Genomic DNA, 23281 nt, shown 5'->3' on the forward strand with positions numbered 1-23281 from the left:
ATAGCATCAACTCATTTAACATTAACAAAAATATGAATTTTTATCAATGCATGCGTGTTATGAAGATCACCATGATATTATTAACCTGTTTGCTGCTTCAAGTCCGTGCGGCGGGTTATGCACAGCGGGTTTCCATGAACAGGCAGCAATGCAGTATCCATTCCGTTTTAGAGGAAATCAGAAAGCAAACCCATTACGATTTCCTTTATGACATGAGTCTGTTCAACAGCGCAAAACCTGTCAGCATTAAGGTGAACGCTGCCACGGTGGAACAGGTTCTTGATGCCTGTTTTAAGGGTACACCGTACACATATATCATCAAAAAGAATGTGGTAGTGATTACCGCTTCAGACAAGGCCGATATCAGCGACCAGGAGTCTAAACCGGCCGTAGCAGTTCATTTGCCGCAACAACAGGTCGGACGTGTCGCAGGTAAGGTCATCGACGAACGTGGCGGAGCACTCCCCGGTGCGGGCATAAAAGTGCTGAAGGAGGATAAGACCATCCAGAGCAGTGTGGATGGCAGCTACAGCCTAAGCCTGGCTCCTGGAACCTACACATTTGAAGTCAGCTATGTTTCCTATCAGACGAAACGCATCACCGATGTCATCGTCAGGAGCGGACAGCTGACCCCACTTGATATCGTGCTCAATTCGAGCACCAACACGCTTAACCAGGTGATGGTCACCGGAAGCTATAAAAAAGAAAGCATTGCCGCTTTGTATACGCGGCAAAAGAATGAGGCGGGCATCTCTAACGGGATTTCAGCCGAACAGATTTCCACCCTGCCCGATAAAAATGTTGGAGAAACGTTAAAAAGGATCTCCGGTATCAGCACCACTGATAACCGGCGCGTGGTGATCCGCGGTATCGCAGAGCGTTACAACCTGGCCATGATGGATGGGGCGACTTTGCCAAGTACCGATGTTCAGGTGCGCGATTTTGAATTTGACATCATACCCAGCAACCTGATCGACAACGTAGTAGTCTCCAAAACTTCAACTCCTGATATGAGCTTTGGTTTCGGCGGAGGACTGGTGCAGATCAGTACACTAGCAGTGCCTGACAATAATTTTACCACCTTCAGCTTTGGTAGTAAGTATATCGATGGCAGCACAGGCAAAGATTTTCTGGGATATGGCCGTGGCAAGAACGACTATCTTGGATTTGACGACGGAAGCCGAAACCACTTCCCAAAAGAACTGCTGATCTTCAACCAGAGAAACTATGAACCTACAAAGCCTGATGCGATCCCTGCAGCAGGTGAGGTTCGAATAACACCTGCCATGATTGCCGAGCAGAACAGGAGAATAGGTGGACTGGAACGTATGGGGACCAGGACTTATAAAGCATTACCCGGACAAAACTACCAGTTCAGCCTTGGACGCAGCTATCAGCTGGCGCATAGCCGCCTTGGCTTTGTAGGTTCATTGAGCTATCGCAATGAACAGTCGAATGATAACATTTCTCATTTCGGTCGTGGCGTGTGGGAGAAGCTGGGAAATACACGTTACGACACTGAGACTGGTGCCGAGATAGATCCTACCTTCGCCAACCAGTACAACTTCAATACCAGCTGGGGTGCCTTGTTCAACCTGGGCTGGAACTCAAAAAACCATAAGATTACTGCCCGCAATTTTTACTCACGTGTGTTCAATAACCAGTTTTCCCGTATTGTCGGCTTTGGTAATGACATCGGTTTTGGAAAAGATCTTCCTGCAATCCGTGAGTTCGACAGGCCCAAGTTCATCGATCTGTTCCAGACGCGGATCAATGGGGAGCATACGTTCGGTGACTTCCGTTTTGACTGGAATGTTTCCAGAAACAAACTGACCAATCTGGAAAAGGATGCGGTGGAAGCCTGGCTGGCGCCGACAAAGACCCTTAACGGTTCTGTCTATAATGTGCTGCCGAGTGCCTTTAACAATCCAGGTGGAGGAACGTTCAACAGAGCGCAATACCTCTACAAAGAAACCAATAAGATAGCTGAAGCTGCGCTGAGTTATGGTTTTAAGGTATTGGGACAAAAACAAACCTTCAAGTCCGGGTATCAGTTCCTGCGTCGCGAGGGTACTTACGACTGGACACTGCTGCCCATCAGTACCGTTGGTCAGGGTGGCATATATGCCTTCGTGCCGGTACAGCAGTGGGGACAGTTTCTGGAGTTCAATGACCCGCTAAAGGACCTTTTTTACTATCCTGCCTCTTTCTCCCAAAATGGTTATCAGGGAAGGAATACCAATCAGGCTGTTTTTGGTATGATGGACACTCATTTTGCCAATTGGATTCGACTGGTGTGGGGATTACGTGCAGAATATTATAAATACGAGCGTTTGAAAAATGGCGTAAATGACCTGGCCGTTACCGAACTCATCAGGCAGGGTGAGCAGCTACGGTTTGTGGATCCTGAAACAGGTAGGATCGTTGGCCCTTATGCCGATCCGGAAAATGACGAAAAAACCTGGCGTTATCTGCCCTCTGCAAGTCTGACGCTCAGCCCTCTAAAGGATCTGAATGTCCGGGCGGCCTATTCACAGTCGGTCGTCAGGCCTGCACTGATTGAGAACTCCAGGATGGTTCGTCAGGACCCTGCAATTGGTGCGTTTCGCAGAAATGAAGGGGTGCTTTCTACCACGATAGATCATTACGACCTTCGCCTGGAATGGTATCCCAAGCCGGGAGAAGTCATCTCTGTTGGCTACTTCCATAAATATTTTGATAAACCGGTGGAGCTTTACCGAACGCAGCTTGATGCAAGTATGCGCGTATATGTAAACACGCAGAACTCTGAATGGGCAAAAGTAAATGGCTGGGAGCTGGATTTGCGCAAGAGTCTGGGTTTTATCAAACAGAACTGGAGATTCCTGGATGATATTTACCTGAGTGGTAACCTAACCCTGCAAAGCTCAGAAGTGCAGGCGAGTACCTTTGAAGGTAAGAGCATGGCCAACGACAAGTATGAAAAAAGCTACGAATACCGTACGAAACTATTGCTGAAAGAAAAACGTCCCTTGTATGGGCAGGTTCCTGTGTTGTACAACCTTGGTATACAGTACGACGGAAATCGACTGGGCGCGAATGTCGCCTTTAACCACATGGGATATAAAACCTTTACCACCGGACTGACGCCTGATATCGTTGAATATGAGCGCCCGCGAAACCAGTTGGATGCCCAGCTGAGTTACCGTTTCTTGAAAAGTAAAAAGCTACATGCGAAGCTGAACATGAGCAACCTGATGAATAACCCTTATCGCTTTTATATCAACAGTAACGATACCTACAAACTATTGGACAAATGGAAAGGCATGTCAATGTCGGTCATCAGTGCAACTGGCGTTTCTGACTGGGCAGATATATACGAATGGAAATCTGGTTTTTCGAAGAAATATGATGATGGTTATTACGAAACTTCCGAAGATGGAAAGACCAGAACACGTGTGGGCGATAAGGACACCTTTACCCGTAAGGTCGGTGCTGCCTTCAGTATGTCAGTTTCCTATTCCTTCTAATCTCCACATTTAAAAAAACAGAAATGAAAAATATTACCAACACAATTCACATACTGCTTACCTTCACTTTCCTAATGCTGGTCGCTGCCTGCAACAAAGGTGAAGATGACTTCCTATACAAAGGCGATATGCTGCCCGTTACCATTAAAGGCTATAACGGGGGAACAGAAGCGCTAGAAGTAAAAATAGATACTTTTAAATTTAATTTTGATCTGCCTACAGGTTCCTTTAACCTTAGTGAAGCTTATATTTTTCCGGATGGACGCAACAGTGTTAAGATTTCTATAAAGGAGAAAGGCACGGGTAAGCTGGTGCTGGAAAAGGAACTAAATAAGAGTGAGGGCGCTGCTACGATCCGATTCATGTACATGGATGGCAAGGTGGGAGATATGCCGGAGATACCGGCCGTCGAAGCCGACAAGATCAAGATCACCTATATGTTTAAACCAACGGTCACCGGGTACACTGAGCCCGTGGATATTGTCCTCGGCAAATATTATTTCACGCCCAAGGTTTTCGAAGAGATCACCAGGATTAAAAACGTGAAACCAAATGAATTTGCTGATCCGGTAACGCTGTCCACATTCTCCACCGCCAGCCAGCCATATAATGGGCAAAATACTTCGGTTTTGTTCCTGGTTTATATTTATAAGGCAGGTACGAACGAGTTTTACACCGAAGGTACTGGATACACCTGGCACGTCACATCTTCAACGGCACCTAAACCAGCAGCATCGGTGGCCTCCTCTAAACTATATATATTTAGTGAGAGCACAGTGGGCAACAGCATCAGATTTACAAAGAATTTAGAACTATAAACAATAGGATAATGAAAACAATAAACAGTTATGCGAAGCTACCAGCCCTATTCATGCTGGTCATCCTGATGTTGACGAGCTGTAATAAGGAAAAACTGGATTCCGAAAGGGCCCTTCAGGTGGTAGTCAATGGCTACAATGGAGGGGTAAATACCCTAGAGATGACCATAGATACGACAGGGTTCGGTGCTGGTATTTCGAATGGTAAATACCTTTTGAACCCATCATCGATTATCGGCACCAGTATCGCTTATTCTTTTTTCGGAGAAAAGCAACGGATGCTGACGCTCAGCGAGGTGGAAAGTAAAAAGGTCGTTTTCAGCAAGCCAATTCCAAATACTGGTACTAAAGCATTTTTTAATTTTATTTACGTGGATGGGAAGGAACTGGAAATTAACCCTCCAACCGCAGACGCCAGTACGAATAAACTTGGCTTTTATGTACAGTATGCAGATAGCGATATGCCGTTTGACATATTTCTATACAGAATGAACAATGTCACCGGACAAGAATACCGTTATTACCTGGCCAAAAATGTTAAAGCTAAAGGATGGATTTACATCGATTATATCGCTCCTGCAGATTTTGGCGACAAAAGTTCGCTGGGTATCTCCAGCATCTTTTTTACAAAAACCGGCACCGTAGATCAATGGGCGTTTCAGGATAATGAGGCCATGAGTAAAATTTCGGCATCGAGTATGAGCTTTCCACTCAGCGGAGAGACCGGGCTGGTACTGCCTTTCTTTTTTGCTCATCAGCAAGGGCTTCTGAATCGTTCCCGTTTATTCTTCTACCCCGACAGGCAATGGTAAACTGAACACACTGTCGATTCTATAGCTAACACGACCTTCCCGGCAATAACTAAAAGCCATTGCCGGGAAGGTTTTAATCTCCAATACACCTGAAATGCATTGCGGAATTCAGGTTAAATGATCTCAAAGGTCTGTTCGTAAGATAACCGCGACTTCGCTTTGATGGAGGGCTGATTGTTATCTTCCGGATTTCTATAACCTATAGCCACAGCGAACAAAGGCTGGTAATGCTCGAGGTTCAATATTTCCTTATATTTTTCATTTTGAATACCTTCCATAGGTGTACTGTCGATCTCCAGACTCGCGCATGCTGCGAGGAAGAACCCTAGGGAAAGGTAGACCTGATGCTGTAACCAGGATTTGATCTCTGACGCCGAACCTGGTTTAACAAATTGGTTGTAATATCCCACAGAACCCTCTGGTAGCGTTTCCTGAATCCTTCTTTCAAATAATGGAATGTTATCTATCGCACTGAATACCACAAGATGACTGGCCTCGGTAATTTTCTGTTCGTTAAAATAGGAGACACCCGCCAGTTTACCTTTTAAAGTTTCATTAGAAACAAAGGTAAACTGCCAGGGTTGACTGTTGATGGATGATGGGCTAAGTCTCAAAATCTCCTTTAGTTGAAGAATGGTCTCCATTGGAATCTTTTTATCGGAGTCGTAGCTCTTTGTGGTATAACGGCTCGCTGCCAGGGTTGAAAAGTTCATGTTATTGCTAATTTTAGTGTACTATATTTTTTATAGTTGCAAAACTAATTATAGTGAAGTAGCTTTGCAATAACGGTCAATAATGATAGTAACAGATGTATTGTATAGACGATAAAGAATATCCATGCAGCACTAGTCTGACAATGAGATATATAGGTGGTAAATGGAAAGCGGTAATCCTCATTCACCTGATTGAAAAAAAACGATATAATGAATTGCGCAAGGAGTTGCCGATGGTCACAGAGCGAACCATCAGCCTGCAATTGAAAGAACTGGAAGAGGATGGTTTGATTATTCGAACTGTGCATACCGACAAGCCGCCATTAAAAGTAGAATACGAACTCACTGATTTTGGTAAAACGCTGATTCCTTTACTAATGAACATTGCACAGTGGGGCAAAGAGACTGCTGAGAAACAGGACAGGATTAGTGTTGCAGTCGGGCAATAGGCTTTTCGATTTTTTATAAGACATAAAATCAATGATCGAACAATTCAGAAATAGGTTTCAGCTAGAGGCGTCGAAGTTTGACGCATATGCTAAATGTTTCAACCGAATTGAAGTTCCAGCTAAAACTACGCTCCTAAATGAAGGTGAAATCTCAAAAAGAATGTTCTTTATAGAAAAGGGTTGTATTCGGGAGTGGTTTAACAACGACGGAAAAGATGTTACTTGTCAGTTTTTCTTCGAACAGGAGGCGGTGGGTTCCATTGAAAGTTTCAAAAAGAACATTCCAGGCCTGACTACCATTGAGACCATTGAGCCCAGTGTATTGTGGTGGATACATCAGGAGGACGCACTCAGGGTCATAGAGGAAATCAAGGACATACCCCGCCTGAGAGACCTGTTTATTGATAAGATCTTCGAACGTACCTTCGATTATATGAAATACTTTTTCTCTGCGATCAAGGACAGCCCGCAGGAACGCTACCTCAGATTACTGGCTGAAAGACCGGAAGTGATCAGGCGGGTGCCTCAACACTATATCGCATCTTACATGGGAATATCCAGTGTTCATCTGAGCCGTATAAAAAGCAAATTGTCAAAGCGATAATTTGATAACAAATGTTATCGTCACCCAAATACCTCCAGCTGTAGCTTTGTTAAAAAATTAAAAACATGAAAGCAGCAGTAGTATTTGAAAAAGGCGAAATGCCAAGATATGTAGTGGATTTTGCAGTGCCGGAATTACATCACGAAGATGAGGTGTTGATTGCAGTAAGCGCATCAGCTGTCAAAAATCTCGATAAAATGCGGGCCGTTGGAAAACACTATTCCACGCAAAATGAAGAATGGAAGCCCAAAGTGGTGGGAGGTGATGGTGTAGGTCTATTGGCCGATGGTACCAGGGTATACGCTATTGGTGTCAGTGGTATGATTGCCGAGAAAGCCATTGTCAGGAAAGACCAGATGGTAAATTTGCCGGAGGGTATTGATGATGCTATCGCGGCAGCACTACCAAATGCCGTCATGGGCTCGGCGCTGGCATTGCGTTTCAGGGCAAATTTGCAAAAAGGCGAAACGGTTTTGATAAATGGTGCCACAGGTGTAACCGGAAAAATAGCCATCCAGATTGCCAAACATTACGGGGCGAAAAAAGTAATCGCAACAGGCAGAAACCAGCAGGCATTAGCCGAGCTCTTATCGCTTGGTGCCGACGAAATCTTATTCCTCAATCAGGATGAAGATGTATTTATGGATGAGATTAGGCGCATACACCATCAAAATCCAATTGATGTGGTTATTGATTACCTATGGGGACGCAGTGCGGAACTGATCTTAACTGCCTTGAAAGGAAATGGTGGGTTTTCTAAACGTACGCGTTATGTTTCCGTTGGTGGGATGACTGGCGACACGATCACCTTGTCCTCTTCAATTTTGCGTGGTACAGACATCCAGATTTCAGGGTCCGGTATGGGCAGCTGGAGTCGCGTAGAACTGAAGTTGTTAATTACAGAGATCCTTCCTCAGATGTTCCAGCTGGCAGCCGAAGGTAAGCTGAAATTAGCCACCGTAAACGTTCCCCTAAAGGATATTGAAAATGTATGGCAGCAGGATATTGATGGCGGCAAACGTCTGGTGATTTTAATCTGATCAATAGTTACAACCTGCTTAATTTCATCCCCGCCATTTGTTTTACCGGAAGGATTGCCGCCAATTATGGTGAACTGACGGTGATCAAAGAGACACCAGGTGCAAGCCATACACCACTTAAAGATATTGATAACGTTTGACCTGTTCCTTTGTATAATTCGTTTAAATCGTACACTATTTGCCTAAAAGCTGAAGATGATCTGTTTGCGGTCGCTGCTGGATGATTTGAGATTCGGGGCACCATTATTGAAAGCCTATAGGAAAACATATGATAGCCATCAACAATGTACAACCGTTAAGTCCCGATAGTTTATTTGATCTTCTAAAAACCGACTTCCCCGCTTATATTAACGAACAGCTGGGAAGTAACCTGGCCGTCGAGTTTGCGCATGTCTCAGATATTGTGAACATCAGTTTTCCTGAAGTTATTGAGGGAAACGCGTATACCATCACGGTAGGAGAGGATAGCCTTGACATCACTGACCATACCACTGAAGGAACTTACAACACTGAACTTCTCGAGCAACACCTGATTGAATTTTTGACACTTAAAGCAGGTTAACTTCAACACCTTTTTAATGAGATTGATGTAAACTGGACTGCCACGATTCACTTATCTTTGAGTCATGAGAAGCATGTACTTTATCATCATCGGTGCCCTAGCTGGACTCTTATTCGCGCTTTTTGATACAGCAGTTGGCAATGCGGAGGTCTCATCGGTCAATCCGACCGTACATGAGCTGGTCGGAAATGTCAGTCCGACCAAGCTTTTGTTTTATGCGGGTATTGGTGCGATTGCAGGCTTTCTATTATACAAGGTCAAGCAAACACTGTTTTCAGCTTAAATCAAATACTAAGTAAAGATTTGATAAGTCCTTTCTTTTGTTTCGATATAGGGACTTTTTTATCTGAATGCTGCATCATCAGGTAGCAAGAGTCTTCGTTAAGGATGCTGATGATGTGTGCCTTAGTTACCAAATGAGATTGGTGACAACGTTTTAACTCGTGGATGGCGTCCTGCATGGCGGCCACATTCCTGGTGGGGTCTTTTTCTTCTACCATGGCCTTTATCCTTGCAGGTAAGGGATTTGGAGTTTGGGAGAAAGCTGCTGGAGTAGACCAGCAAGCGGCGACAAGTGCGTAACAAATAAACTTCATAAGACAATACATTTGATAGGTGTTTTTAATTACCAATCAAAAGTAGAGAAGGTTCGTAGTCAGCGCTTATGGGACTGTGAGGACGGAGCCCGTCAATGTGAATTCATATTCCTGTATCCATGATTTTAGACTGGATGTATTCCTGCGTGGATTTGCCGGCCTCTCTCTTGATCAGGTCGCGATTTGTGATTGATATGGCATCATTTAAGTCATAAGAAGAGTAGTTGCTACTCAATTGGCATCAGGAAGAAAAAGGTAGAGCCTTCGCCAGGGCTACTTACGACTTCTATTTTTGAATGGTGATAGCGCAGAATTTCAGCCACCAGATAAAGCCCGATGCCAAAACCGGTAGCGTGTTTGGTGGCCTTACTTTCCACCCGGTAGAACCTTTCGAAAAGTCGTTTCTGGTCAGCTTCGCTGATGCCAATTCCCTGGTCCCGAACATAAATCTTCACGTCGGTGCCGACTTGCTCAAATCCTACGGTGATGGTGCTGTGCTCCGGTGAATATTTGATGGCGTTATTGATGAGGTTATCCAGCACCTGACTCAATTTCGCCCGGTCCGCTGAGATAGAGATTTCACCAGCATGTGCATATTGAATATGGTGTGTATGATTGGTGAGCTCTATTTCCTCCGCTACTTCGTGCAGCAACTCATTCAGGTCAAAGGGAGCTATGTCGAGCTGCACTTTCGCTTGCTCAAGTCTGGACATGTTAAGGAAGTCGTTGATCATTCTGGTCATGCTCTTGGCCTGTTTTTCTGTTCTGCTCAGTGCTTGGGAGATGAAGGCATCGCTGGTTTTGCTGGTCCGGGATAACATGACCTGCACATAGGATAATATAGACGTCAATGGTGTTTTAAGCTCATGGCTCACCATAGAAACGAAATCATTTTTGCGTTGTTCTTCCAGTACCAGCGGCGTAATATCCCTCGTGAAACAGCGGGTATGAATGAATTTTCCTTCTTTCTCGAGTACGTTGGAACTAATGAGTACGTGTTTTATGGTACCGTCTTTACATACCAACCGTGCGCGGTAGTTGTGAAGGGTCTCATACTTCGTAAGTCTACTCAGGATATCGGCTATGATGTCCTGATCAGCATGAAATTTACTGATAGGCTGCCCAATATATTCTTCTTTCAGGTAACCCAGGGCACTGAGCTCAGCCTGGTTCGCCCAGGTAATGATGCCCTCTCCATTTACCCAATGTAGCGGAAGCGCAGCGTTTTCAATAAAGTCAGACAACTCCTCATTAACAACTTCCAGATCTTTCACACGGATTTCATATGCCGCAATCCGTTGCTCAAGTTCCTGATACGATTCCTTTTCCAATGATGTTGTTTTTTTGTTCAAATTTACAACTAAAACATTTAACAAAACTGTATTTGGAACACTTTATAAATTTTGATGGGCAGGATACGGCTATCACGCATTTTATTCGTTTTTTTCCATCGCGGGCTGTATCGATATTTAGTTATGAACACGAGTAATGGTCGTCCGTAACAATTAATGAACGCTATATTTTAGTGCTGTTTATTACACCATTTAAAAAAATGATGTTCTTTTATTGTTTCCGGTACGCTTGCAGAATAAACAGGAATTATTAGTTTTGATAGCTTCGTACTTTCATGCTTAGTGAAAGCACCCAGCTAACCAAATATAGAAATGGAAGAAACTGATAAAGATTTGCTGCTTCGTATTAGTCTGGGAGAGGACGAGGCCTTTGAGCGTCTTTTCAGGAGGTATAGAAGCCAGATTTTTAACTATCTTTTTAAAATTTCCAAATCAAGGGAATCATCTGAGGAAATGGTAACTGATGTTTTTGTCAAGTTATGGCAAAGTCGTGAAATCCTAAACGAAATCAATAACTTTCCTTCTTTCATCTTTCAGGTCGCCCGCAATAAGGCTTACGATTTTCTGCGGATGGCCGCTAAAGACAGGGTGTTGGAGGAGTTAATCTGGAATGAAATCAATGCAGAGAGTGATAGCCGTACGGATGGGAAAATTCTTTTTGAAGAACTACAGCAGCATCTTGACCATGCCATCAGTAAGTTGTCGCCACAGCGGCAGGTGGTATTCAGGATGAGCAGGGAGCAGCATTTGACCCACGACCAGATTGCAACTCATTTGAGCCTGTCGAAAAGCACCGTGAAAAACCATATGATCGATGCACTGCGTTTTGTGCGCGAGCATATGAAATCCAGCATGGAGCTCGTCATTCTCCTATTCCTGTTCATGAAAGAATAATTTCATTTGCATTAGGCCTATCTCTATTTTATTCCGTCTTTACAATAACCAGGTATCAACTAAACTTATGGACATCCAGAACAGAACGTCTTTGTTATTGAATCTTTATGCTGAAAATAAATGTTCAAAAGAGGAGCTGAGAGAACTTTTTCAGCTCATTAACGACCGGCCTGATGACGCAGACGTCCATCGTGAACTGAAGGAAATCTGGATCGCAACAGGCTCAGAGCAGTCTCATTCTGAGGAAGAATGGAATTCCATGTACAGCACAATTCTGGAATTGTCCGGCAAGGAGCAGAAAAAGTCAGGCCATTACTGGCAAAGAATCGCTGCGGCAGCGGTTATTTTTATTTGCGTCTCTGCTGGTTTATTCTTTTATACGCGTAAATCAGCAACAAACGATAACTCTATAAAACCCAATTCCCTGGCTATCAATAAAATTGCTCCCGGAGGAAATAAAGCAATACTAACCCTTTCAAATGGTACCAAAGTTTCACTTGATGGCAGTGCAGAGGGTGTAATTGCGAGTCAGGGCGGTGTGCAGGTCATCAAGGCTGCCGACGGGCAGCTCATCTATAAGATTAAAGAACAACCCGCAAATCAAAAACTGGCATTCAATACTATTGAAACGCCACGGGGTGGTCAGTTTCAGTTAAACATGCCCGACGGAACCAAGGTATGGCTAAACGCCATGTCGTCATTTACTTATCCTGTTTCCTTTAAGGGTAGTGTGCGAAAGGTTACTCTTAAAGGTGAAGCCTATTTTGAGGTGGCAAAAGATAAACACCTGCCGTTTATCGTAACATCAGGCAGTCAGGAAGTTCAGGTACTGGGAACGCATTTTAATATCAATTCCTATACCGATCAGGAAGCTATACAGACTACCCTGCTGGAAGGGCTGGTTAAGGTGTCGTCCACAACCAACGGAAACACTGCCTTACTTAAACCCGGGCAGCAATCCCAGCTGCATGCTGACCAATTGAAGGTCAATGCTGTTGATGTCGAAGAGGTGGTAGCCTGGAAAAATGGCAGTTTTACCTATAACAAAAGTAAACTTGAAGACATCATGAAACAGTTGTCCAGGTGGTACGACATCGAAGTGGTATACAGAGATGAGGAGGTTAAACATCATTTATTTAGCGGGACGGTCTCCCGTTTCAAGGATGCTTCTGAAGTGCTTGGTGTCCTGGAATTAACCCGGTTGGTACATTTTAAAATTGAAGGAAGGAGGATCATCGTCATGAAATAGTCTCTACAAATCATATGATGATGAAAAATTATCCAGAAGTGCGCTAACACTCCTGGATCTGTTTCAATCTCATAATTACTGCGTGAACAATTTTTATCAATTAAAACAAACCAAATATATGACTTTTTATGAGCTTATCAGGCACCGGTGTTTCGCCGTCGTGCCGGGTCAATTAATTCGTGTTATGAAGTTAACCACAATCTTAATGACAGTTTTCTTTCTGAACGCCAGCGCCTTTGTGAAAGCGCAGAAGATCACTTATATCAGAAATGGTACAACTGTCAGTCAGGTATTTAAGGAAATCAAAAAACAAACTGGTTACAACGTCTTCTGGCCTTCCGAAAAATTCGATGCTGAACGGAAAGTGTCGGTATCCTTTAGTCAGTCTTCACTGGATGATGTACTCCGGTATTTGCTGCGCGACAGGGCACTGAGTTATGACATTAAGGCGCAGACCATCGTGATTTTTGCTGCCAAACCGGAAAGTACAAGCCAGGTACAGTCCGCAGATACCCTGAAGGTCATCACAGGGAAAGTTACAGATATCAAGGGGGCTGCGCTACCGGGAATCGGTATCAAATATAAAGAAGGTAACATCGCTACCACAACGAACGGGGAGGGACAATACACCATCAAAGTACCCAACCGCGGTTCCCTGATTTTTTCTTATATCGGCTTTGCGAGTCAGGAAATACTTGTTGCCGGCAAACAGGTGGTCAACGTCCAGATGATTGAAAAACAGGAAGACCTGACCGAGGTGGTAGTGGTAGGGTATGGAACACAAAAACGAAAAGACCTGATATCGGCGGTTTCCTCCATTAAAGGGAAAGACCTCGAAAATCTCCCTGTCGCCACGCCACAGTCGCTGATCCAGGGACGTGCCTCAGGCGTGCAGGTGGTGCAGAACTCCGGAGCTCCTGGAAGTGCAGTCACTGTAAGGATCCGTGGTACCACTTCAATAAATGCCGGGAATGACCCCTTATATATTGTGGATGGAATACCAGTAGAGTCCGGATCACTGAACAGCATCTCCCTCTCAGGCAGTCAGACTTCAGCGCTTTCTGCAATCAGTTCTGATGACATTGAATCTATGGAGATCCTTAAAGATGCCGGTGCGCTGGCAATTTATGGTTCCCGTGCAGCAAATGGGGTGGTGCTCATCACCACGAAACATGGTAAAAAGGGAATAACGTCTTATAACTTCAACTATTACACCGGTTTCCAAAAAGACAATAAAGGTTCAAGAATTAAACTGATGGACAACCAGCAGTCCATCGACCTGATCCAGGAGGGCCGGGCAAATGCGCTCGCCGATGGAGTGACGTCTGTATATGGGTTTTTACTTCCTGCACCGGATGGCACCACCTACAATACCAACTGGCAGGACGCATTGTTCCGTACGGCACCGATCTCCAACTACGAGTTTTCAGTAAGAGGAGGGGAGAACAAACTTCGCTTTGCACTAAGTGGAAGTTACCTCGATCAGGATGGCATCATCATCGCCTCAGGTTATAAAAGAGGTACAGGAAGGATCAATCTTGATTATGATGCCACAGAAAAACTGAAGTTTGGTACAAACTTCTCTCTTTCCAGATATACCAATAACCGTGTTCCAACAGAAGACGGCGCGCTTTCAGTGCTACAGGTAGCGTTGAAGAAGTCTCCCTCCATGCCGATTTATAATGCTGATGGGTCCTACTTCAATAATGACGTCTCCGGTTTTATCAATCCGGTGGCTTTTGCCAGCAAGATCAAGTATCAAAATGAAGTTTCTTCGCTAATTGGCAACCTTTACGGCCAGTATGATATCCTTTCGGGATTAAACATCAGGTCTACAGTAGGTTTAAACTATGCTTCTGTGGTGGATCAGTATTTTCAGCCTTCTGACGCCATGAGGAATGGGGTGGCCAGCGGACAGGCTTTTTCTTCCCGTGTAGATGGATGGATCAACGAGAACACACTCAACTACAGCAAACAGCTCGGAAAGCACAACCTTTCCGGGGTATTGGGTTACAGTCAGCAGCAGCGTAGTTCTTTTGCCATTAATGCTGCGGGAACACAATTTGCTTCCAATAACATTTCTACACTCAATGCGGCGGGGCTTCCCACAACCGCCTCTTCCAGCAACTCATCGTATGGGCTTTCATCAGCATTTGCCAGGATTGGTTACGCTTATGCTGATAAATATCTGCTGGAGGCTACCGCAAGGCGCGATGGGTCCTCACGATTTGGCGAAAACCAGAAGTATGCCGTGTTTCCGGCACTTTCTGCTGCCTGGAGAATCTCAAATGAGGAGTTCTGGGATAAAACCGGTATCGTCAACGATTTTAAAATCAGGGGAAGTCTGGGTAAAACCGGCAACCAGACGATTGGTGATTATACTGCACAAGGACAGTATACCACAGGTGCGGGATACCTGGGCCAAAGCGGTATTTACTTAAACATTCTGCCAAACCCGGACCTTACCTGGGAAACTACACTACAGTACAATGCTGGTCTCGATCTTTCACTATGGAACTCCAGGGTGACACTGAATGTGGATGCTTACGTTAAAAACACATCGAATTTATTGCTGAATGTGCCGCTGCCAAATAGTTCCGGTTTTGGCTCAGTATTGCGCAACATCGGTTCTACACAAAATAAGGGCCTGGAGTTCGGCCTAAATACCATTAACATCGAAACTGATGCCCTAAGCTGGAGCAGTAATTTTAACATTTCCTTTAATAGAAATAAGGTGACAAAGCTGTACGGCGATGATGGTAACATCATCAACGGCTCAGGTCAGGGCTTGTCGGGCTCGCTGGTATCTTATAGTATTCTTGAGGTAGGACAGCCGATTGGCAGTTTCTTCGGATGGAGGCATTCAGGTGTGTACAGTAATTCTACCGACAATACCGCTCAGATCAGGAATGCCAGCGTAGGCACCAACAACTACCTTTTCAAAGGTGGCGACCTCATCTTTCAAGACCTCAATAACAATGGCGTGATCGACAATGAAGACCGCTCCATCATCGGGAACGCACAGCCTAAGTTTACCGGAGGGTTTACCAATAACCTGAAATACAAAAGTTTTGATCTGAATATCCTCATGACCTTCAGCTACGGTAATGACATCCTGAACGGAACACGTTATGCCGCGGAATCGGCTACAGGATTTGTGGGCGCCAAATCATTGCTCAACAGGTGGAGGAATGAAGGGGATGTGACCGATATTCCTAAAGTAAATTACGCCGATCCTGCGGGCAACCGGAGGTTTTCTAACAGGTGGCTCGAAGACGGGTCTTACCTTCGCGCAAAAACGGTCACCCTTGGCTATCAGTTGCCGAAATCACTGATCGCAAAAGCGAGCATGAAAACCTGCAGGGTATATGTCAGCGCACAAAACTTATTTACCATAACCAATTACACCGGTTATGACCCTGAGGCCAGTTCTTTTAACTCCCAGGTTACTCAAATTGGTATCGATCAGGGCACTTATCCGCAATATCGGGCAGTGACCTTCGGCGCAAGTGTTGGATTCTAAACTCAAATGAAATGAAAATTAACAATATACTTTTGCTCCTCGTTTTTTGTATGGCGTCCATCTCCTGTAAAAAGGTGACTGAGCAGATACCGGGCAGCATTATCACTCCCCAGAATTTCTACAAAACGGCATCTGATGCCGACAATGCCATCAATGGCTGTTACGATGCCCTGCAAAGCAGTCCGACTAACATGGAGTTATGGGGCGACGGTAGGGCCGACCTGCTGGCTGCGACGGACCGCTCTGGCTCTACAGACCTGCAGGTTGCCAGCGGCAACGTTTCCTCTAATAGCGGATATGCGAGTTGGAGTGCGCTCTATGGTGGTATCAACCGCTGTAACAGCGTCATCAAAAATGTCCCTGGCATCAATGATGCGGCACTTGATGGTCGCAGGGACCGGATTATGGGCGAAGCTTACTTCTTACGTGCCTTATTTTACTTTTACCTGGCGCGGACTTTTGAAAATGCGCCGCTGATACTCGCACCTTATGAAAACCTGTCTGCAGACTTTTATCCCGCGACAAGTAACCGCGCCGCGATATTTGCCCAGATTGAGTCCGACCTCAAAACAGCGGAGCCGCTGGTTCCGGACCTTCCATTTGGCAATACACTGGAAAATAAAGGGAAGACCACAAAAGCTGCGATCCGTAGCCTCATGGCTGATCTTTATCTATGGCAAAAGAAGTACAGGGAAGCTGCTGATGCTGCGGAACTGGTGATCAACAGTCCGGCAAGATATTCCCTTGTTGCGGGTGCAAGTTTTGGCAGTGTGTTTACCGCCAAAAATGCGACGGAATCCATCCTGGAACTGCAATTCAACTATTCCTACCAGGAGGGCAACAACAATGGCCTGACCGATTTATTTCTGCCGCTCGGCGGAACAATTACCGCCGGTAACTTGCGTTACCAGCCTTCTGCGGCGCTTTTGGCTGCTTTGCCTGCAAACGACAACAGGGCATCGGCAACCTATAAAAATACGGGCACCACACCTGCGCCTTTCCGTGATCCTAATATTACCTATATTGCAAAATATCCCGGAACAACCGTCGGTAATGTCCTGTACATGGACGCCAACTTCATCATCTACCGACTTGCAGAAATCATTTTATTCAGAGCTGAAGCCTTAAACGAACTTGGGCAGTTCGATGATGCAAAAAAACTGTTGAATCAAATCAGAACAAGGGCAGGCATTGGCAATACTACAGCGACTACTCAGGCAGAACTCCGTCTGGAAATTGAAACTGAAAGGTTCAGAGAGCTGGCTTATGAAGGCAAAAGGTATTATGACCTGGTACGCACCGGCAGGTATGCCGCTGTAACCGGAAATACTGATGCCAACTGGCTCAGATGGCCGCTGCCGGCGGGAGAAATTACCAGAAACAGAAACTTAGTTCAAAACGAAGGCTATTAACATCACAATCATGAGCTCATTAAAAAATATACAATCACTTTTCATCGCAATTATGGCCTTTCTGCTGATTGCTGGCTGTAAAGAGGACGAGGATTATCAGCCAATACCTGATATTGTTTACGTCACTTCTACCGCGGTTACCGGAACAGGCACTGCTGCAGCCACCACCTTGCCGTCCTCAGTGTCAGGCAAGGTTTCTGTAAGTCCGGCGACTGCCCGGGTGTACGTGAATACCTTAAAAGATAACGATGTAACGGTTACCTATACGTTAGCCGGTACTGCAGTAGCGGGAACAAACTATACCCGACCAAGTCCGCTAAGTGTTGTTATCCCCGCAGGAAAGTGGTATGCTGATATTCAAATACCGGTGATCAATGCGCCGCTGACAGGAAACAAAACGATCGTCATTGCGCTCGTCACTGCCAGCAACGATACGCAGATCGGCCTGGGCACCGACCGCAATTATAAGATATTTACCTACACGCTGACCAACTAACAGATCGCTGACCTAAACAAATGAATATGAACAGAAGGCAACTTGTTAAAAATGGATTGGTAACGATAGCTTCGGCTGTTGTTACCAGTCCTTTACTTGCCATTACTTCTCATTCAGGAAATGATGATCATCAACGAACTGCTGCTGCTGCAAGTGAGCGCAACAATGATCAGGTCATCAATGCCGGAATTGGAGGTAACAATACCGTCGACCTGCTGAAAAGAATCGATAAGGACTGTCTGATGCATGATCCGGCATTAACGATATTGATGGTGGGCACAAACGACATGAACAGCGTAAAACATGTCCCACTCGAACAATATAAAACCAACCTGGAGACGCTGGCAAAGAAAATCAGAAAATCAGGGAGTAAACTGCTGATGATGACGATCCTTCCTGCTTATGAACCCTATTTACTGACGCGGCACCCTGCTGCTTTTTATCAGCCAGAGGGGGTAACAGTACGGCGTAGTCAAGTAAACAAAGTAATCCGGGAGGTCGCAGCGAAATATAAAGCGGCATTGCTGGACATGGAGCTGCGGTTCCTGGCCATCGGCAAAGTGGGGACAGATCAGGACTCCCTGATCCAAAATGAAGCGAATTCAAATAAAACGGATGGCATCCACCCGACAGCAAATGGCTACCGCTTTATCGGCCTCAGCGTGTATGACTATATTGTTGACTATCAGCTGCCAACAAGCAACATCGTATGTTTTGGAGACAGCATCACACACGGAGATGGGTCCATCGACCGTAACAGTTATCCCGCATTCCTCAACAAGTTATTAAACCAGAAAGCCTTATGATCAGAATTGGAACATTACTGACCTTTCTCCTGCTTACACTATTCTGGCAGGGGAGCCCAGCAAATACAGGACAGAAAAATTATACGGCAGACATCATCATTTATGGCGGTACCCCGGCAGCCATTACCGCTGCTGTACAAGCTTCGAAGATGGGAAAGAAGGTCATTGTGGTCTCTCCGGATCTTCATCTGGGGGGCATGTCTTCCTCGGGGCTCGGCTTTACAGATACCGGCAACAAATCAGTAATCGGCGGACTGGCGCGTGAGTTTTACCATCGTGTGTACCTCCACTACAGTCGCGATAGTGCCTGGGTATGGCAGAAGCGGTCTGAATACGGCAACAAGGGCCAGGGAACACCGGCCATTGACGGTGCCGACCGCACCATGTGGATCTTCGAACCTCATGTAGCGGAACGCATTATGGAAGATTTTGTAAGAGAAAACAAACTGGTAGTGTACCGTAATGAATGGCTGGACAGGAAAAATGGGCTGATTATGAAAGACGGGAACATCAAATCCATGTCTACCTTGAGTGGCAAGAAGTTCAGCGCCAAGGTTTTTATTGATGCAACGTATGAAGGAGACCTTATGGCAGCAGCCAAAGTAAGCTACCACATTGGCCGTGAGGCAAACAGCCAATATGGAGAGCAGTGGAACGGTGTTCAGAAAGGTGTGTTTCAGCATGATCACCATTTTAAGGCGGCCGTAGATCCTTACCGCATTGCCGGTGATAAAAGCAGTGGGTTGCTTGCCGGTATTTCCGGCGATCTTCCTCCTGAGAACGGAACGGCTGACGCAAAACTGCAGGCCTACTGTTACCGGATGTGCCTTACGGATAAGCCAGACAACAGGATTGCATTTTCCAAACCTGACAACTACCAGCCTGAACATTACGAGCTGCTGACGAGGGTATTCCGGCAGGGCTGGAGAGATCTCTTCAATAAGTACGACGCCATTCCAAACCGCAAAACGGATGTCAATAACCATGGTCCTTTCAGCACTGATTTTATAGGGATGAATTACGATTACCCCGAAGCGTCTTATGAGCGTAGAAGAGAAATCGTCAAAGCGCATGAAGATTATCAAAAAGGACTGATGTATTTTATGGCAAATGATGCGTCTGTACCCTCCGACCTCCAAAAGAAGCTTCAGCAATGGGGATTATCTAAAGACGAATTCCGGGATAATGAAGGCTGGCCTTATCAGCTTTATATCAGGGAAGCCAGGCGTATGGTTGGCGGTTATGTAGTCACTGAAAGTGACGTGCTGGGAAAAAAGACAGTTCCTCATCCTGTGGGGATGGGATCCTACGCGCTGGATTCCCACAATGTACAACGATACGTTACTGCCGAGGGATATGTGCAGAACGAAGGGGATATCGGTGTAAAGGCCCCACGTCCCTACGGTATTTCCTATGAGGCTCTGGTACCGGGAAAAGAAGAATGTAAAAATCTGCTGGTGCCGGTCTGTTTGTCTGCCTCTCACATTGCCTATGGTTCTGTGCGTATGGAGCCAGTGTTTATGATCCTCGGGGAATCTGCAGCCACAGCGGCATCCCTTGCAATTGACGGCCGTATCCCGGTTCACGAAGTCAAATATGAACTGTTAAAAGAATTATTATTGAAACAAAAGCAGCAACTGACGCTACTTAATGAATAGCTGATCCTTGATTTAATTATATGAAAGTAAAATATTTGATTGCCCTTATTGGAGCATATTTTTACAATGGCTACGCCCATGCGCAAAAGCCCGCACTCAGTAACCCCTCTTCGCCTTACTCGGTATTCCTCCGCTCTAACGACACTCCTCAGAGCGGTAGTCCCTGGAAATTCAGGAAAGCCAGCGAGGTAAACACGACAGAAAAGGTCATGTCTGCTGTTGGATATGACACCACAGGCTGGATGCCGGCAACAGTACCAGGTACGGTGCTGACCAGTCTTGTTGCTAATCATGTTTATCCCGAGCCTTACTATGGAGACAACAACAGGAAGGAGCGCAAACTGATCCCTGATATGGAGCAGGCCGGACCCGACTTCTACAAGTACTGGTACAGGACTGAATTTCGCGTTCCAAACACTTTTAAAGGCAAGAAAATCTGGTTGAAATTTCATGGGATCAACTATCGTTGTGACATTTGGTTAAATGGGAAACCGATCGGTAAAATGGCGGGGATGTTTAATGCGGAAGCATTTGACATTACGGCCTTGGCCAGCAGGACAGAAAAGAACGTACTTGCCGTAAAGGTTGATCCTGTTGATGTGCCCGGATCCAGCAACAAGGCGGGGAAAGTGCGGGCAGGGGCCATCGGAGAGAATGGGAATGGGGGTGATGGACAGATTGGTAAAAACGTAACCATGCTGATGTCTGTCGGATGGGACTTTACTGCACCTGACGGCATCAGGGACAGAAATACGGGTATCTGGAAGGATGTTGAGCTCTACGCCACCGGTGAAGTTATTCTGGAACACCCCTTTGTGCAAACCAAAATGAACCTGCCGGATACTACGGCGTCACAGGAAACAATTAGTGTGGAGGTTTACAATGCCAGCGGCAAAATGCAAAAGGGAACGCTTTCTGCAGACATACCGGAGGTTGGTGTACATCTCCAGAAAATAGTATCACTGAAAGCCAACGAGAGGAAAATCGTCACCTTTGATCCTTCGGATTTTAGGCAGCTTCATTTTGTTCGTCCGAAATTATGGTGGCCTTTAAATAAAGGACAACAAAATCTATATTCCCTGAATTTGAAGTTCGCAGTCGCCGGTGCCGCCAGTCACCAGATTTCAACGAAATTCGGCGTCAGGGAAATCAGTTCCGATCAGAACACCCCCGACCAGTCGCGGAGGTTTCTCGTTAACGGTCATCCTGTATTTATAAGGGGATCGAACTGGGTGCCGGAAGCAATGCTCAGAAATACTGAGCACAGAACTTATGCTGAGTTGAGGTATACCAGGCAGGCCGGAATCAATCTGTTGAGGTTATGGGGCGGAGGGATCGCGGAGTCCGACTATTTCTACCGTCTTTGTGATGAGATGGGGATCATGGTATGGACAGAGTTCTGGATCACCGGCGATACAAGGTTCCCGACAGATACGGCACTTTACTTTAAAAATATGGAAAATACGGTGAAAAGGGTGCGCAATCACGCTTCCTCAGCCTATTACGTGTCGGCGAACGAATCTACCGAACTTCCGGGAGCAGCCGCACTCATCCATCGCCTGGATCCGCAGAAAGGTTACCAGACGCAGTCGGAATGCTGTGGGATACACGACGGCAGTCCTTATAAATATGAGAACCCAATGCAGTATTTTGAGAATACGGCTTCTAAAAGGGGGAGCAGGGTAGATGGTTTTAATCCGGAATATGGTACACCCATCGCTCCGATATTGTCATCCCTGATGAAACTGATGCCTGCTAAGGACCTCTGGCCGGCAAATGACACGGTCTGGAATTACATGGATGGGGGTGGTTTTCATCAGGTCACGACCAAATACCGGGAGGCTGTGGAACAATTTGGTAAACCTTCCAGTCTGGCCGACTATGCCAGGAAGGCACAGATGGTAGGTGCGATGAACTTCCGCTCGATCTGGGAAGTGTGGAACTATAATAAATTTGGGTATGGCGACCGTTTTGCTTCAGGTCTGCTGTTCTGGTATCATAACAGTCCGCTGCCCCAAACTTCAGCCAGATTTTATGACTGGTTTCTGGAGCCTACAGCCGGACTTTATTACTCTCAGAACGGACTTGCTCCTTTGCATCCCCAGTTTGATTACCTCAAGAATACCATTTCTGTTTATAACGATTACCGACGTTCTTTTAAAGATTATCAGCTGACTGCTGCGGTTTATGACATCCACAGCAAGGTATTGCTTAGTCTGGAAAAGAAAATAGACATTCCGGAAGATGGCCTGGTGAAGGACGCACTGAAATTGGTATTTCCTGAAGACATCTCCTCTGTACATTTCATCAAACTTACGTTACAGGATGAAAAAGGAAATCAGGTTGCAGACGCCTTCTACTGGCGTTCAAAGGATGTGTATAAAGGGGCCTGGACAATGACCGGGCCTGCAGTTTCTGGCTTTCAGGAGCTCAACAATCTTGCTCCTGCAACGCTAAAGCTGGAGCGTAAACAACAATTGCTGGATGATAAAATAATCATCACTGCGACCGTTACCAATACGGGGAATTCGCTTTCTTTCTTCACACAGCTGAAGTTGTCTGATCAGAATGCTGAAAGTATACAACCTGCATTTTATACCGACAACTTTTTCAACCTGTTGCCAGGCGAGCAGAAAGTTGTCCGCATAGAAATCCCAGGGTTCGCGCTGAAAGACAAAACGGTAAAGCTTAGTGTTGACAGCTTTAATGCACCAGACCAATCCGTGTTTTAATGAGAACCATCCAGGTATAGTTGATAAAACTACCTGGATGGCTCATTCCTCCTTCA

Annotated in this window: 19 protein-coding genes; 16 read left to right on the top strand and 3 right to left on the bottom strand. The window is 45.6% G+C overall.

What is annotated here, in order from left to right; all coding sequences use genetic code 11:
• The first annotated feature begins 71 nt into the window (after nt 1-71).
• Genes PBAL39_RS04965 through PBAL39_RS04975 form a run of 3 tightly spaced genes read left to right on the top strand, consistent with a single transcriptional unit; the run spans nt 72 to nt 5139 of the window.
• Nucleotides 72-3509 carry a TonB-dependent receptor domain-containing protein gene (locus PBAL39_RS04965; protein ID WP_232282895.1) on the top strand — a complete coding sequence of 1146 codons (3438 nt, stop codon included), beginning with the start codon at nt 72-74 and terminating at the stop codon, nt 3507-3509.
• 23 nt (nt 3510-3532) lie between these two features.
• Entirely contained in the window at nt 3533-4327 is a 795-nt protein-coding gene (locus PBAL39_RS04970) for a hypothetical protein (protein ID WP_008238958.1), read from the top strand.
• Nucleotides 4328-4338: 11 nt separating this feature from the next.
• Complete coding sequence (locus PBAL39_RS04975; protein ID WP_008238961.1) at nt 4339-5139, top strand: hypothetical protein; 801 nt, start codon at nt 4339-4341, stop codon at nt 5137-5139.
• Nucleotides 5140-5252: 113 nt separating this feature from the next.
• On the opposite strand, the gene PBAL39_RS04980 is transcribed toward PBAL39_RS04975, so the two are convergent.
• The gene (locus PBAL39_RS04980) at nt 5253-5852 is read right to left on the bottom strand and encodes a nitroreductase family protein (protein ID WP_008238963.1); all 600 of its coding nucleotides are present in this window, start codon (nt 5850-5852) and stop codon (nt 5253-5255) included.
• Nucleotides 5853-5995: 143 nt separating this feature from the next.
• Between PBAL39_RS04980 and PBAL39_RS04985 the strand changes: the two genes are divergently transcribed.
• The 5 genes from PBAL39_RS04985 to PBAL39_RS05005 all read left to right on the top strand — a co-directional run bounded on the left by PBAL39_RS04985 (nt 5996) and on the right by PBAL39_RS05005 (nt 8790).
• Nucleotides 5996-6301, top strand: a complete 306-nt coding sequence (locus PBAL39_RS04985) for a helix-turn-helix domain-containing protein (protein ID WP_008238965.1) — start codon at nt 5996-5998, stop codon at nt 6299-6301.
• Between the two features lie 160 nt (nt 6302-6461).
• Entirely contained in the window at nt 6462-6905 is a 444-nt protein-coding gene (locus PBAL39_RS04990; RefSeq protein ID WP_232282896.1) for a Crp/Fnr family transcriptional regulator, read from the top strand.
• A gap of 65 nt (nt 6906-6970) precedes the next feature.
• Entirely contained in the window at nt 6971-7945 is a 975-nt protein-coding gene (locus PBAL39_RS04995) for a zinc-binding alcohol dehydrogenase family protein (RefSeq protein WP_008238968.1), read from the top strand.
• A 268-nt stretch (nt 7946-8213) separates the two neighbouring features.
• On the top strand, nt 8214-8507 hold the full coding sequence (locus tag PBAL39_RS05000) for a hypothetical protein (RefSeq protein WP_008238969.1): 294 nt from the start codon (nt 8214-8216) through the stop codon (nt 8505-8507).
• Between the two features lie 64 nt (nt 8508-8571).
• A complete protein-coding gene (locus PBAL39_RS05005) occupies nt 8572-8790 on the top strand; it encodes a hypothetical protein (protein ID WP_157273904.1) in 219 nt (72 codons plus the stop codon).
• Between the two features lies 1 nt (nt 8791).
• Here the strand turns inward: PBAL39_RS05005 and PBAL39_RS05010 are convergent, their stop codons facing one another.
• A complete protein-coding gene (locus tag PBAL39_RS05010) occupies nt 8792-9103 on the bottom strand; it encodes a LytTR family transcriptional regulator DNA-binding domain-containing protein (RefSeq protein ID WP_198139769.1) in 312 nt (103 codons plus the stop codon).
• Nucleotides 9104-9330: 227 nt separating this feature from the next.
• The gene (locus PBAL39_RS24520; protein ID WP_198139770.1) at nt 9331-10434 is read right to left on the bottom strand and encodes an ATP-binding protein; all 1104 of its coding nucleotides are present in this window, start codon (nt 10432-10434) and stop codon (nt 9331-9333) included.
• Nucleotides 10435-10767: 333 nt separating this feature from the next.
• Between PBAL39_RS24520 and PBAL39_RS05020 the strand changes: the two genes are divergently transcribed.
• The 8 genes from PBAL39_RS05020 (at nt 10768) to PBAL39_RS05055 (ending at nt 23225) form a co-directional block, all read left to right on the top strand.
• Nucleotides 10768-11349, top strand: coding sequence for an RNA polymerase sigma-70 factor (locus PBAL39_RS05020; RefSeq protein WP_008238981.1), 582 nt, complete (start codon nt 10768-10770; stop codon nt 11347-11349).
• A gap of 67 nt (nt 11350-11416) precedes the next feature.
• Nucleotides 11417-12598, top strand: coding sequence for a FecR family protein (locus PBAL39_RS05025; RefSeq protein WP_008238982.1), 1182 nt, complete (start codon nt 11417-11419; stop codon nt 12596-12598).
• Between the two features lie 205 nt (nt 12599-12803).
• Complete coding sequence (locus PBAL39_RS05030; RefSeq protein WP_008238983.1) at nt 12804-16121, top strand: TonB-dependent receptor; 3318 nt, start codon at nt 12804-12806, stop codon at nt 16119-16121.
• A gap of 11 nt (nt 16122-16132) precedes the next feature.
• On the top strand, nt 16133-17533 hold the full coding sequence (locus PBAL39_RS05035) for a RagB/SusD family nutrient uptake outer membrane protein (protein ID WP_083801699.1): 1401 nt from the start codon (nt 16133-16135) through the stop codon (nt 17531-17533).
• 10 nt (nt 17534-17543) lie between these two features.
• Complete coding sequence (locus PBAL39_RS05040) at nt 17544-18029, top strand: hypothetical protein (protein WP_157273905.1); 486 nt, start codon at nt 17544-17546, stop codon at nt 18027-18029.
• Nucleotides 18030-18055: 26 nt separating this feature from the next.
• The gene (locus PBAL39_RS05045; protein ID WP_157273906.1) at nt 18056-18835 is read left to right on the top strand and encodes a GDSL-type esterase/lipase family protein; all 780 of its coding nucleotides are present in this window, start codon (nt 18056-18058) and stop codon (nt 18833-18835) included.
• The gene (locus tag PBAL39_RS05050) at nt 18832-20493 is read left to right on the top strand and encodes an FAD-dependent oxidoreductase (protein ID WP_008238989.1); all 1662 of its coding nucleotides are present in this window, start codon (nt 18832-18834) and stop codon (nt 20491-20493) included. The genes PBAL39_RS05045 and PBAL39_RS05050 overlap by 4 nt, the downstream gene beginning before the upstream one ends.
• Nucleotides 20494-20513: 20 nt before the next feature.
• Nucleotides 20514-23225 carry a sugar-binding domain-containing protein gene (locus PBAL39_RS05055; RefSeq protein ID WP_008238990.1) on the top strand — a complete coding sequence of 904 codons (2712 nt, stop codon included), beginning with the start codon at nt 20514-20516 and terminating at the stop codon, nt 23223-23225.
• Nucleotides 23226-23281: the final 56 nt, after the last annotated feature.

It is taken from the genome of Pedobacter sp. BAL39, from assembly GCF_000170795.1.
GTDB lineage: Bacteria > Bacteroidota > Bacteroidia > Sphingobacteriales > Sphingobacteriaceae > Pedobacter.

Coding starts and splice junctions, on each gene's coding strand:
- PBAL39_RS04965 (WP_232282895.1), top strand. CDS start 72: ATGATATTATTAACCTGTTTGCTGCTTCAAGTCCGTGCGGCGGGTTAT.
- PBAL39_RS04970 (WP_008238958.1), top strand. CDS start 3,533: ATGAAAAATATTACCAACACAATTCACATACTGCTTACCTTCACTTTC.
- PBAL39_RS04975 (WP_008238961.1), top strand. CDS start 4,339: ATGAAAACAATAAACAGTTATGCGAAGCTACCAGCCCTATTCATGCTG.
- PBAL39_RS04980 (WP_008238963.1), bottom strand. CDS start 5,852: ATGAACTTTTCAACCCTGGCAGCGAGCCGTTATACCACAAAGAGCTAC.
- PBAL39_RS04985 (WP_008238965.1), top strand. CDS start 5,996: ATGAGATATATAGGTGGTAAATGGAAAGCGGTAATCCTCATTCACCTG.
- PBAL39_RS04990 (WP_232282896.1), top strand. CDS start 6,462: ATGTTCTTTATAGAAAAGGGTTGTATTCGGGAGTGGTTTAACAACGAC.
- PBAL39_RS04995 (WP_008238968.1), top strand. CDS start 6,971: ATGAAAGCAGCAGTAGTATTTGAAAAAGGCGAAATGCCAAGATATGTA.
- PBAL39_RS05000 (WP_008238969.1), top strand. CDS start 8,214: ATGATAGCCATCAACAATGTACAACCGTTAAGTCCCGATAGTTTATTT.
- PBAL39_RS05005 (WP_157273904.1), top strand. CDS start 8,572: ATGAGAAGCATGTACTTTATCATCATCGGTGCCCTAGCTGGACTCTTA.
- PBAL39_RS05010 (WP_198139769.1), bottom strand. CDS start 9,103: ATGAAGTTTATTTGTTACGCACTTGTCGCCGCTTGCTGGTCTACTCCA.
- PBAL39_RS05020 (WP_008238981.1), top strand. CDS start 10,768: ATGGAAGAAACTGATAAAGATTTGCTGCTTCGTATTAGTCTGGGAGAG.
- PBAL39_RS05025 (WP_008238982.1), top strand. CDS start 11,417: ATGGACATCCAGAACAGAACGTCTTTGTTATTGAATCTTTATGCTGAA.
- PBAL39_RS05030 (WP_008238983.1), top strand. CDS start 12,804: ATGACAGTTTTCTTTCTGAACGCCAGCGCCTTTGTGAAAGCGCAGAAG.
- PBAL39_RS05035 (WP_083801699.1), top strand. CDS start 16,133: ATGAAAATTAACAATATACTTTTGCTCCTCGTTTTTTGTATGGCGTCC.
- PBAL39_RS05040 (WP_157273905.1), top strand. CDS start 17,544: ATGAGCTCATTAAAAAATATACAATCACTTTTCATCGCAATTATGGCC.
- PBAL39_RS05045 (WP_157273906.1), top strand. CDS start 18,056: ATGAACAGAAGGCAACTTGTTAAAAATGGATTGGTAACGATAGCTTCG.
- PBAL39_RS05050 (WP_008238989.1), top strand. CDS start 18,832: ATGATCAGAATTGGAACATTACTGACCTTTCTCCTGCTTACACTATTC.
- PBAL39_RS05055 (WP_008238990.1), top strand. CDS start 20,514: ATGAAAGTAAAATATTTGATTGCCCTTATTGGAGCATATTTTTACAAT.